Genomic DNA, 12332 nt, shown 5'->3' on the forward strand with positions numbered 1-12332 from the left:
CTTAAGTTAGTTGGTTGTTTTTTTATTGCCGTAAAAATATAAAGAATGTTTGGTAATTTTAATATCAAACACTTCTTCAATTGTTTGCTTAATAGATTGTATACGAGGGTCGCAAAATTCTATCACTTCGCCTGTGTCGGTTAGAATAACGTGGTCGTGCTGCCGGTCAAAATAAGATTTCTCGTATTGGGACTGGTTTTGTCCAAATTGATGCTTCCTAACAAGTCCGCATTCCAGTAATAATTCTATGGTATTATAGAGGGTGGCACGACTTACCCGGTACTTCTTGTTTTTCATTTTAATGTAGAGTGACTCTATATCAAAATGATCGTCGTTATTGTAGATTTCTTGAAGTATCGCAAAACGTTCTGGGGTTTTTCTATGCCCTTTTTCTTCCAAATACTTGGTGAAAACGTTTTTAACTACTGCCTGATCGTTCTTATTTACAACTTTTTTGCTCATAGTTCTTTGTACCTTACAAAGGTATAGGATTATTCACGGCTAACCTTATCGATGCCGTTAATTTTTTTGAGTCGGTTTATGATTTTTGTAAGTATGGCATTGTTCTTTACCCTAAGCGTTATTTGCCCGCTAAAGACACCATCTACACTTTCAAAATTAACCTTTTGCATATTCACATTTAGGTTGCTGGAGATTTCTTTTGTGATCTCACTTACCAAACCTAAATTGTCAATTCCCGTTAATTTAACTACTGCTTTAAAGTCTTGTTGCGAAGAATCTATCCATTTTGCGGGAATAATTCTGTAGGCATAATTGCTCTGAAGCTGAAGCGCATTTGGGCAGTTTTTCTTATGAACTTTAATCCCATCATTTACCGTTACAAAACCAAAAACCTGGTCTCCGGGAATAGGATTACAGCAATTAGCCAGTTTATATTCTAAAGTTTCATCTTCATCCCTTCCAAAAACAAGCTGATCGTATTTAGAAGTAATTTCATCTTTATTAAGATCTTCGGCAATAACCGGTTTAGTGATCTTTCGTTTAATATAACTTACCAGTGCATTACTTCGGGAAGATGCAAATTCCTTGAGTTTCTGATTGTCAATTTTCCCAATTCCAACGCGATAAAATAGATCAAGGCTGGTTTTTAGATTAAAATGAACCACCAACTCATTGATTATTTTTTCATTAAAAGGAATTTTTTGTGCGCGTAACTTTCGGGTGAGTATCGCTTTCCCTTCTTCGGCTATTTCTCGTTTTTCATCTTTTAAAGAAGATTTTATCTTGGCGCGAGCTCTTGCGGTTGTCGCATAATCAAGCCAGTTTACATTAGGCTGTGCATTTTCGGAAGTGATTATTTCTACCTGGTCACCACTTTTCAATTCGTGGCTTAAAGGCACTAATTTATTGTTTACACGTGCGCCTCTCGTTTTTAAGCCAATTTCTGTATGAATACTGAAAGCGAAATCTAAAGGCGTAGAGCCTTTTGGTAAAGATTTTAAATCTCCCTGGGGAGTAAAAACGAATATTTCTTTTGAATAAAGGTTGAGTTTAAACTGCTCTACAAAATCTACCGCATTTACATCGGGGTTTTCCAATGCTTCCTGAAGCCGGTTTAACCATTCTTCAATTCCGCGGTCTTCCTGGGTGTCACCTTCCTTATATTTATAGTGTGCAGCATATCCTTTTTCGGCAATCTCGTTCATTCGTTGGCTACGAATCTGAACTTCTACCCAACGGCCTTTTGGTCCCATAACGGTAATATGCAAAGCTTCGTAACCTGTAGATTTAGGTGAAGAAATCCAATCCCGAAGCCTTGTAGGATTTGGCCTAAAGTGATCGGTGACTATAGAATAAATTTTCCAGGCAAGGAATTTTTCGTTTGCCTGGTCACTTTTGTAAATTATCCGAATAGCAAATTTGTCGTAAACCTCGTCAAAACTCACATTCTGAGCTTGCATTTTACGATTTATGGAATAGATAGATTTTGGCCTTCCTTTAATATCATATTTAAGCTCTTCCTGATTCAGCGAATCTTCAATAATCCTGGAAAATTCTTTAATGTAGGCATCCTGCTCCTCTTTGCTTTCTTTTATTTTAGTGTGAATCTCATGATAAACTTCGGGTTCAGTATATTTTAAACCAAGATCCTCGAGTTCGGTTTTAATATTGTATAGCCCAATTCTGTGGGCTAGCGGAGCATAAATATAAAGTGTTTCTGAAGCGATCTTTTCCTGTTTATCACGCCGCATTGCATCCATAGTTTGCATATTGTGCAATCTATCGGCAATCTTGATAATAATTACCCGAATATCATCATTTAGAGTAAGCAACATTTTCCGGAAATTCTCGGCCTGCAGCGAAACATCTTTATCTTTCTTTAAACTGGAAATTTTAGTAAGCCCGTCAACGATTGTTGCAACAGTTTTCCCGAACATCTTCTCTATATCCTCCAGCGTATAAATCGTGTCTTCAACCACATCGTGTAAAAGGGCTGCGATAATGGAAGTGGCATCTAACCCAATTTCTGAAGCTACGATTTTTGCAACAGCGATTGGGTGAAAAATATAAGCTTCGCCAGATTTTCTTCGCTGATCTTTATGTGCCTCTACAGCGGTATCAAAAGCCTTTCTAATTTGCTTTTTATCATCGTCACTTAAGCTGCGGTAACTTATGCGCAGGAGTTCTTTATACTGCCTTGCAATTTGCTTGTTTTCTTTCTCTATAGCGGCTTCTGTCATAATTTAAAAGTACAATTAAGATTATAAAGAAACAACTACAAACCGCGCTTTAAGTTCCTGAACCTTTGTAAAAGTGTGGGATGCGAATAATGCATAAAGACATAAGCTTTATGTGGAGTAAGATTGCTTAAGGTGTTTTTGGTAAGTTTTTTTAAGCTTGAAATTAAAGGCCCAGCACCGTAGGTTTGCTTTGCATAATCATCTGCCTGATATTCAAATTTTCGAGATAAATAATTCATTAACAAGCCTGTGACTTCTGAAATAGGACTGTATAAAATCCCGAAGGCAATTAAGCCAATATGAAAACTTGGTTCATCAACCCCCAGCGCTTGTGAAAGGGCAGGGCTACCCACAAATAGGGACAAAAGCCACAATGTGAAACCGGTAGTTAAGATTGAAGCGCCCAAATTCACAATAATATGGTTCTTTTTATAATGCCCAACTTCGTGCGCCAGTACCGCTACAATTTCTTCTTCTTCCAGGTCTTTTACCAAAGTATCAAAAAGGGTAATGCGTTTTTCTTTTCCAAATCCGGAAAAATAAGCATTCGCTTTTGTACTCCGTTTAGAACCGTCTATGATAAAAATATTATCGAGGGTAAAACCTACACTTTCGGCATAAGTTTCAATCTTTGTGCGCAGAGAACCTTCTTCCAGCGGACTTTGTTTATTAAATATAGGCACTATGAGTTTTGCATAAAACATATTGAGGAATATAGAAAATACCGCTACCAGAATCCAAGCATACCACCAGAAATCATTTCCGGCAAATTGGTAGAACCAAACGATTAGTGCCAAGATCCCACCTCCGAGGATAGCCATCATAAGCAAACCTTTTATTTTATCTAAAAAAAAGGTTTTTTTCGTGGTTTTATTGAAGCCATATTTTTCCTCGATAACAAAAGTGCTGTACCAGGAAAAAGGCGTGGTAAGTATATCGCTGCCAATCATTATTATTCCGAAGAAAATAAGGGCCACCAGAATGGCATTATCGGTAAAGTTTCGCGCGATGTCATCTACCCACGCAAATCCGTCAAAGAGGATAAATCCCAAAGTAAGCAAAACTGAAAATGTAGATGTGATAATTCCAAACCTGTAACGCTCCTTTTTGTAACATTGGGACTTTTCGTTTTCTTCTTTATCGTAAACATCGCTGAGCTCCTGAGGGACAGGATCATCAAAATGTTTCGCGTTTAAGGTGTCCAGAATCTTATCGATAATAAAATCGATTACAATAATGGCAATGATGATATAAAATATGGTTTCGGGGTTCAAAGGCTTTTAATTTTAATGCTGAATTATACTTGCTGACAACGTGGTTTAATCTTTAGAAACGACGTTGTCTTTTGGCTTCAAAAATAAGGATTCCGGCCGCAACAGAAACATTCATAGAATCAATTTCACCACTCATTGGAATAATAATATTTTGGGTTGAATTTTGTCGCCATTCTCCACTTAAACCGGTGGCTTCAGTTCCCACTACAATAGCTGCAGCCTGAGTGAAATCTATCTCGTGATATGGTTTTGAAGCTTGCAGGGCAGCAGCATATATCGAAATATTCTTTTCCTTTAAAAATTCAATAATTTCTGAAGTACTCCCGGTGGCGATTTGATTGGTAAATACGCAGCCCACACTGGAACGGATAATATTTGGGTTATAAAGATCGGTTTTTGGATTTGCGATAAAAACAGCATCTACATTCGCAGCATCGGCAGTTCTTAGAATCGCACCTATATTTCCCGGTTTTTCAGGAGCTTCAGCAACAAGAATTAAAGGATTTTTAGTCTGGAATTTAATACTTTGTAGGCTGTTCTCTTTAGTTTTAAAAATCGCTAAAACTCCTTCAGTACTACTTCTATAGGCTAGTTTCTCGTAAACTTCCGAAGAAATCTCAGTAATTTGAACTTCCTCTGAAATTAATGATTCAATTTCTTTTAAATTCAGCAAGTCTGGACAAAAATAGACTGCTTTTAGTTCAAATTTTCCCTTTAAAGCCAATTGAATTTCCCGTTTGCCTTCAACCAGACAAACACCTTCTTTTCTACGCTGCCGTGATTTTTCCTGTAATAGGAGCAGGTGTTTTACTTCCTTATTTTGCGTACTGCTAATTTGCTTAATCATAGGTGTAAAAATAGGGAGTTTAAGCCTATTGCAAAGAAAAGAGGTTAACAAAATACCGCCTTCGGTATAATTGTTAACCTCTTTAAATTCCGCGAATTTATTTCTATTTACTCGCGCTATCGTATTTTTCCATATAACGTTGGTAAAGTTCGGTTTGGTGAGTTTCCAAACTTACTTCCCGTCCCTGGATAAAAGCGTGGGTCAAAATATTTCCTCGCATATCCAAAGCATCCCCTTCGCTAATAAACAATGTGGCTGTTTTTCCTTTTTCCAAAGTACCAACCATATCATCTATTCCAAGTATTTTGGCGGTGTTCGAAGTAATAAGCTTAAGCGCTTCTTCTTTACCCAAACCATAAGCACCTGCAGTTCCTGCGTAAAAAGGTAGGTTTCTGGTATTCATTCTTTCCATACTCCCGCTGCTTTCCAGAGCTACTAAAACACCTTTGTTATGTAGAATTCCGGCTAATTTATAGGGAAAATCATAATCATGGTCTTCACTGCTTGGCGTATCGTGTGGTCGTTGAACCAAGACTGAAATATTATTGTTTTTTAGATCTTCTATTGCTTTATGTGCTTCATAGCCACCAACAATTACCAGATGTTCTAATTCGTGATCTTTCTTAAAATCTATTACATCCAGGATTTCCTTCTTTCCATCTACGTGAATATAAACACGTTTATCTCCAGTGAAAACGTTTTTCATCGCTTCGTAAGCGAGATTTGTTTTTTCGTTGTTACCTTCTAAATAAGCTTTAGCCGATGCGAAAAATTCTTCAAGTTTTAAGAGATCTTCCTGATAATCTTCACTTGGTTTAACACCTGGATCTTCACCGGCCCACCAGCGGCCTCTGGTAAAACTACTTGGCCAGTTAATATGTAAACCATCGTCTTCTTTGATTGTCGCGTCTTCCCAATTCCATGCGTCAAACTGCACGATAGATGATGTTCCTGAAATTCTGCCACCACGTGGTACAATTTGTCCCATAAGAACCCCATTTGGTCGCATACTTTCTACGATTTTGCTTTCGGCATTGTAGGCAATAACACTTCTAATATGGGGAAGCATGGATCCAATTTCATCTTCATCGTCTGTAGCACGAACAGCATCGATCTCTACCAAACCTAAAGTGGCGTTCGGAGCGATAAATCCCGGGTACACGTGTTTTCCTTCGGCCTCAATAATTCGGCCGCGGTATTGCATTTTTGTAGCGGTAGCATCCATCACCTGAGTGATTTTACCATCTTCAAAAATAATTAGGCTGTTCTCAATAATTTCACCGTTCCCGAGGTGGGCCGTGGCGCCAACAATAGTTACTGCTTCGGTTTGTTTGGAAGCCGGGGTTTGTTGGGCAAAAGAATTTCCTATACAGGTAAATAGCGCAATTATTACTAAATATTTCATCTTCATTTGTTCTTTTTAATGGATTTCTTCCAGTGTATTACAATGGATATGTTGTTCTTCTTTCTTCGTTACCGGTTGAGTTTTAAGGCCTTTATTTTTGGCTTCCAACATTTGGGTAATTAATTCACTTCTTTGCTCCTGAATTTCTTCACGCAATTCTTTATCTCGTTCTATATCAAAGAAAACTTTTCCCTGAATTAAGGTTTTTTCCGCCTTGGCGTAAATCGATAAAGGATTATCTGACCACAATACCAAATCGGCGTCTTTTCCTGTTTTTACACTTCCAACACGATCGTCTATATGCAATAATTTTGCCGGATTCAATGTTACGAATTTCCATGCGTCTTCTTCAGATACACCTCCATATTTAACAGATTTCGCTGCTTCCTGATTTAATCGTCTACTCATCTCGGCATCGTCACTGTTAATTGCGGTTACAATTCCCTGGCTGTGCATAATTGGTGCATTAAAAGGAATGGCATCGTTCACCTCATATTTATAGGCCCACCAATCAGAAAAAGTTGAGCCACCGGCGCCGTGTTCCTTCATTTTATCGGCCACTTTATAACCTTCTAAAATATGGGTGAAAGTATTAATTCTGAAATCAAAATTCTCGGCAACTTTCATCAACATATTAATTTCACTTTGAACATAGGAATGAGCTGAAACAAAACGCTCGCTATTAATTATTTCTAAAAGGGTTTCCATCTCCAGGTCTCTTCTAAAGTCTTCATCGTTTTCCCTGCCTTCTTCATATTCCTTTGCCCTGGTGAAATAATCGGTAAAAACCTGCTCTACACCCATCCTGGTTTGTGGGAATCTTGAACGACTTCCCCAGTTAGATTGCTTCACATTTTCCCCCAATGCGAATTTTATAAATTTCGGGGAATTTTCAAAGAGCATATCCTCAGCGTTTTCCCCCCATTTAAGTCTCAAGATCGCCGATTGCCCACCAATGGGATTTGCTGAACCGTGTAAAAGTTGAACGGTAGTTACGCCGCCGGCAAGATTTCGGTAAATATTCATATCTGTAGGATCTACTACGTCTTCCATAGTTACTTCGGCAGTAGAATTATGGCCCGCTTCGTTAATTGCTGAAGCAGCAATATGGGAGTGTTCGTCTATAATTCCCGAAGTAAGGTGTTTTCCTGTAGCATCAACTACTCGTGCATTTCCTGCATTTAGATTTTCTCCAATTTTGGAAATCTTCCCATTTTTCACTAAAACATCGGTATTTTCTAGAATTCCTTCTTCTTCATTGGTCCACACTGTGGCGTTTTGAAATAGAATGCTTTCTTCTTCTGGCATTTCAGAAAATCCGTAGGCTTTATTCGGAAAACTTACAGGCATAATTTCGCGAATGTCCTCATCTTCATCTTCTCCATTTTCTTTTTCGTCTTCTTCTGCTTCAGCAGTTTCAGTTGAAGTTTTCTTAGTAGCACTAAAATCAGTTTCTGAACCATCACTTAAATACGCTGTTCCAGAAATTTCATTCTTATTATCGTCGGTTTTGGCCACTAAACGTGTAAAACCTGTTTTTGTGGTATCGGCCGGAGAAAGCAATAAGTTCATCCAGTTATCTGAAAAACTAAGTTTTGCACCTAGTTTTGTTTCACCAGATTTTACGCTTGCTTTAGGTGCTTCCGGTTTTCCAGAAATCTTTAGTTCATATGTAGAGCCTTCTAACTTAAGATCATACGTTCCGGTTATATCGGTAGTGTTCATTTTATTAATGACAGCTCTTTCTCCCTGGATCCAGTTTTCGAAAACACTGGTTTCCTTATCAAAATAATCTCCTGAAGTTATGATGAAATTCGCCCAGGCACCTTCTTTTAAAGTTCCCAAACGATTTCCCTCTCCAAGTATTTTTGCCGGAGTAGTGGTTAGTGCCGCAAGCGCGTCCTCTTTGCTCAAGCCGTAAGAAACCGCTTTTAGCAAATTATTTCTAAAATCTTTTTCAGATTCAAGATCGTGAGCAGTTATGGTAAAAGGAATGTCATTTTCGGCAAGCATTTTAAGGTTAGCCGGGGCCTGGTTCCAGATTTTCATTTCTTCCAGCGTTACGTGCTCAGCCAAAAAAGGATTTTCTACATCGTAGGCATCAGGGAAATTAAGCGGAACAATAAAAGTGCTTCCGGTTTCTTTTATTTCATGGAGACGTTGGTATTCTTTTCCGTCGCCTAAAATCACATAATCTACGCTAAATTCATTTCCGATTTTGCCAGCTCTTAAAGCATCCAGAAGATTATCTGTAGCAAAGATTTGAGTGAGGCTTTTATTTCGGTTTAAAGCTTCCAGAGCTAAATCTTTGTTTTCTGATTTTCCTTTTCCATACCATTCTGCATCCAAATAGGCCTGGCGAATTAAAGCCATCGCGCCCATTGTTGAGGTTGGATAAGATTGTCTGGACAGTTTACTTTTATCGAAAGAAAGGTATTGTGCTGAGCGATCTTTTAGTATACGATCGCCTTCGGTTCCGCCCGGGTTCAATGCTACAAGCATTCCGGTACCGCGTATAATTCCGTCAGGAACGTGTGTGTTTACCGCACCAAATCCGGCTTTATGAAGTGAAGTTGCAGCCTTTTCATCGTAATTAAAAGATTCTACGGCATCGGTTTCCGGCCTAATATGATCGTTCCAGTAATAACCTTCACGGTTTGCATCATATTGCGGCTGGCCGTTTCCACTGGCTTCTTCAGGTTCTTTTATTCCAAAACTGCTGTATAAATCAATAAATGAAGGATAAACTTCTTTACCTTCTAAATCAATAACAATACTGTTTTGCGGTTCGTTAACCGATTTGCCAATGGCGGTGATTTTGCCATCTTTCACCACGAACATTCCGCTTTCTATTGTCTCCTGCGGGCTTACGTGAATTTTTGCATTTTTAAATACCGTGTAGTTGGTTTGTGGATTTTTTACCCCGTCGTTTTTGGGGAAGTATTCCTGGGCTTTTGCCTGTAGGCTGACCAGAAATACCAGACATAGTAAAAGTCTTATTTTCATAAAGTTTTAGTTGAATTAAATGTGGTTTTACTCTTAAGGCCGGTAAATTAAGAAAATTATAACAAAGCTGAAATTGGTTTTTAAACTATGTGAGATTTTATTTATGTCTGTTTTTATTCATTAAATTAAAATTATGAATAAATCGTCATGCTGAACTTTTTTCAGCATCTAACACGAACAGTCTATATATTCAACTTAGACCCTGAAACAAGTTACCAGGGTGACATCCAAATTTTAAAGCATGACTGTTTTCAGATATTCAATTTATTTTCTCAATCCTAAATAATTAATAGGTTAAAGTTTATTTTTTTCTTCTGAAAAGTAATTAACCAAGAGTGCAACCACGTAACTGTAGCTTTTCATTCCGTCGGCCTGATTATTCACTATTAGAAAACGGTTGTAAAAAGCTTGAAAAATCGGTTCAAAAGGATTTTGATGCGCAAGCCAGAATTCTTCTACTTCACGATAGTTTTCCAGTATTCCGGAATTAAGTTTGGCTTTTAAAGCTTCAAACTTTTCAGGTTCTCTTCTATATAATTCATTTAGGCAATATCGCAACGCAAAAGTATAACCTGAATACCTAAAATAAGCATCGGGATGGTTCATCGTGCTTAGACAGGCAATAAAATTAGCCTCATTTTCTTTGGCAAATCCTAACTGATGTCCAATTTCGTGGCTGGCAGTAGTAGGAATTTTATAAGATACAATTTGCGTATTTACCTGGGCCTCGCCGGTAAGCGGGTTGAGATAACCGTTGAAACCCATATAAGAAAGCGGAATACTATATAAGGATCGTTTTAGCGATTCGCCTTTATAAGTGAGCTCAGGATAATCTTTGCTGATATTGGTATAGCCTTCAATAGTTTTTTCAAAGATTTGATTTTTAGAATAGGGAACTACTACACTAAGCGAATCATTTTCGGTAAGCTGGTTATGGAGTTTGTTGGATTCGGTAATTAATATTTCTGAAAGTGAATAGAGCTCTTCGGTGGTATAATCGTTTTCAATCTCCAAAGTTTCGTGAAGCGGTAAGCGGTAATAATTAAATCCCCAGAAAATATGAAAACAGGCATATACCAAAGATAAAACCGCAAGGGCATCTATTAACCAAAACCTGGGATTTCTAAATTTCTGCTGAAAACGTCTAATTACCCAACGAATTATTAAAATTCCGAAGAACGTATATAAGAGGTCGCCCAGTGAAAACGGTAAAAATCCGTGTCCGTAGCGCATTAATTTTGATAACTGTGGGTAAACCAATCGGCTGTACCAATTTTCTACCAGCTCAGGATATCCGGCGAGGAAAATGATAAAAACGATCTGCACCGGAAGCAGAAATGCTAAAATATAAAGTCCTTTTTTCTTCACTTTTTAAAAATACAATTATTAGCAAAACACGACTTAAAATCTTAAGTAACTGGCCTTCTTTTGGTTAAATAAGTTTTAAAAAGTCTGTAAATTTTCCTTCTTTGTTTATTACCAATACCTTTGTAAAAGACCAAAATATAAAACAATGAACGAAGAAATAAGGGAATTAGAACCGAAAATCTTATGGAATAAATTTGCCGATCTAAACGAAGTGCCGCGACCTTCTAAAAAAGAAGAGCGGGTAATTGAGTTTATGAAAAACTTTGGTAACAAACTTAACCTGGAAACCCTGGTAGACGATACCGGAAATGTGGTAATAAAAAAACCGGCCACTGCCGGGATGGAAGAAAGAAAACCTATCGTGCTGCAGTCGCATTTAGATATGGTACACCAGAAAAACAACGATACCGATTTTGATTTTGAAACCAGCGCAATCAATATGTATGTTGATGGTGATTGGGTACGAGCCAAAGGAACCACTCTGGGAGCAGATAACGGACTCGGTGTAGCAAGTATGATGGCGATTTTGGAAAGTAACGATATTCAGCATCCCGCTCTCGAAGCTTTGTTTACTATAGATGAAGAAACCGGTATGACCGGCGCCAAAGGTTTGGATTCTAATCTACTTGAGGGTGATATTCTCTTAAATCTGGATACGGAAGAAGACGATGAAATTGGTATTGGATGTGCCGGTGGGGTAGATATTACTGCAGTTAGAGATTATGAAGAAGAAAACACGCCTGATAATTCGGTAGGTTACCAGATAAAAGTAAAAGGATTAAGAGGTGGACATTCCGGAATGGATATCATAAAAGGTCTGGCTAATGCCAATAAAATTATGGCTCGTGTGCTTTTCGATTCAAATAGAGATTTCGGTTTGCGTGTTTCCAGCATTAATGGAGGTGGACTAAGAAATGCTATTCCACGCGAAAGTGAAGCCATTGTAGTAGTTGATAAATCGAATACCGAAACTTTTTTGACCGAAATTATTCAGCAGGTTCGTGAGATTAAAGCTGAATTTGCTTCCCTCGAACCTAATATGGATATTGAAATTTCTGAAACCGAAGTTCCTAATAAGGTAATGAAAGTTGAAGATCAGCAGGAAGTAGTTAAGGCAATTTCTGCAGCGCATAACGGCGTTTACAGAATGAGTCCTGATATTGAAGGTTTAGTGGAAGCTTCCAATAATATCGCCAGCGTAAAAGTTGTGGATGGGAAGGTGAAAATAAATTGCCTTACAAGATCATCGGTAGAATCTTCTAAAGATGATTTAGCCAATAGTTTGGAAGCGACTTTTGAACTTGCGAAGTTTAAAGTAAAATTATCTGGTGAATATCCTGGTTGGGCGCCAAATCCTAATTCGGCTATTTTGAAGGTGGTAGATGAATTGTATCAAAACCTGCATAAAGAAAAAGCAGATGTAGCTGCCTGTCACGCGGGGCTTGAATGTGGAATTATTGGAAACCATTATCCGGAAATGGATATGATTTCTTTTGGACCTACAATTAGGGGAGCACATTCACCCGATGAACGTGCGAGCATTACTTCAGCCCAGAAATACTGGAAATTCTTAATTGAAGTTTTAAAGAATATTCCAAAGAAATAATAAGGAGTATTTAAAAGTAAAAAGGCTGTTTGAGTTATTTTCTCTTTCGTCATCCTGAATTTATTTCAGGATCTAGTTTCAATTGAACTTAGAAGCTGAAATAAATTCAGCTTGACGTCGGAAA

Annotated in this window: 8 protein-coding genes; 1 reads left to right on the forward strand and 7 read right to left on the reverse strand. The window is 37.9% G+C overall.

All coding sequences use genetic code 11. From position 1 onward, the window contains the following. Nucleotides 1-6: 6 nt before the first annotated feature. From LB465_RS11140 to LB465_RS11170, 7 genes are all read right to left on the reverse strand, one after another. Nucleotides 7-462: a Fur family transcriptional regulator gene (locus tag LB465_RS11140; protein ID WP_224469938.1), complete on the reverse strand. Its 456-nt coding sequence runs from the start codon at nucleotides 460-462 to the stop codon at nucleotides 7-9. Nucleotides 463-491: 29 nt separating this feature from the next. Beyond that, the gene (locus LB465_RS11145) at nucleotides 492-2702 is read right to left on the reverse strand and encodes a RelA/SpoT family protein (protein WP_224469939.1); all 2211 of its coding nucleotides are present in this window, start codon (nucleotides 2700-2702) and stop codon (nucleotides 492-494) included. A gap of 35 nt (nucleotides 2703-2737) precedes the next feature. Then, nucleotides 2738-3976: a M48 family metallopeptidase gene (locus tag LB465_RS11150; RefSeq protein ID WP_224469940.1), complete on the reverse strand. Its 1239-nt coding sequence runs from the start codon at nucleotides 3974-3976 to the stop codon at nucleotides 2738-2740. Nucleotides 3977-4028: 52 nt separating this feature from the next. Next, a complete protein-coding gene (locus tag LB465_RS11155) occupies nucleotides 4029-4823 on the reverse strand; it encodes a TrmH family RNA methyltransferase (RefSeq protein WP_224469941.1) in 795 nt (264 codons plus the stop codon). A 103-nt stretch (nucleotides 4824-4926) separates the two neighbouring features. Then, nucleotides 4927-6228, reverse strand: coding sequence for an amidohydrolase family protein (locus tag LB465_RS11160; protein WP_224469942.1), 1302 nt, complete (start codon nucleotides 6226-6228; stop codon nucleotides 4927-4929). A gap of 15 nt (nucleotides 6229-6243) precedes the next feature. Further along, the gene (locus tag LB465_RS11165; RefSeq protein WP_224469943.1) at nucleotides 6244-9234 is read right to left on the reverse strand and encodes an amidohydrolase family protein; all 2991 of its coding nucleotides are present in this window, start codon (nucleotides 9232-9234) and stop codon (nucleotides 6244-6246) included. 294 nt (nucleotides 9235-9528) lie between these two features. Beyond that, the gene (locus LB465_RS11170; protein ID WP_224469944.1) at nucleotides 9529-10602 is read right to left on the reverse strand and encodes a DUF3810 domain-containing protein; all 1074 of its coding nucleotides are present in this window, start codon (nucleotides 10600-10602) and stop codon (nucleotides 9529-9531) included. 145 nt (nucleotides 10603-10747) lie between these two features. On the opposite strand from LB465_RS11170, the gene LB465_RS11175 reads away from it, so the two are divergent. Then, nucleotides 10748-12208 (forward strand): aminoacyl-histidine dipeptidase, encoded by a 1461-nt coding sequence (locus LB465_RS11175; protein ID WP_224469945.1) that lies wholly within the window; start codon nucleotides 10748-10750, stop codon nucleotides 12206-12208. Nucleotides 12209-12332: the final 124 nt, after the last annotated feature.

It is taken from the genome of Salegentibacter lacus, assembly GCF_020164555.1.
GTDB classification, from domain to species: Bacteria; Bacteroidota; Bacteroidia; order Flavobacteriales; family Flavobacteriaceae; genus Salegentibacter; species Salegentibacter lacus.

What these genes read in the sequence shown, in the direction of transcription:
- LB465_RS11140 (WP_224469938.1), bottom strand. Translation starts at nt 462, where the DNA reads ATGAGCAAAAAAGTTGTAAATAAGAACGATCAGGCAGTAGTTAAAAAC.
- LB465_RS11165 (WP_224469943.1), bottom strand. Translation starts at nt 9,234, where the DNA reads ATGAAAATAAGACTTTTACTATGTCTGGTATTTCTGGTCAGCCTACAG.
- LB465_RS11155 (WP_224469941.1), bottom strand. Translation starts at nt 4,823, where the DNA reads ATGATTAAGCAAATTAGCAGTACGCAAAATAAGGAAGTAAAACACCTG.
- LB465_RS11175 (WP_224469945.1), top strand. Translation starts at nt 10,748, where the DNA reads ATGAACGAAGAAATAAGGGAATTAGAACCGAAAATCTTATGGAATAAA.
- LB465_RS11145 (WP_224469939.1), bottom strand. Translation starts at nt 2,702, where the DNA reads ATGACAGAAGCCGCTATAGAGAAAGAAAACAAGCAAATTGCAAGGCAG.
- LB465_RS11160 (WP_224469942.1), bottom strand. Translation starts at nt 6,228, where the DNA reads ATGAAATATTTAGTAATAATTGCGCTATTTACCTGTATAGGAAATTCT.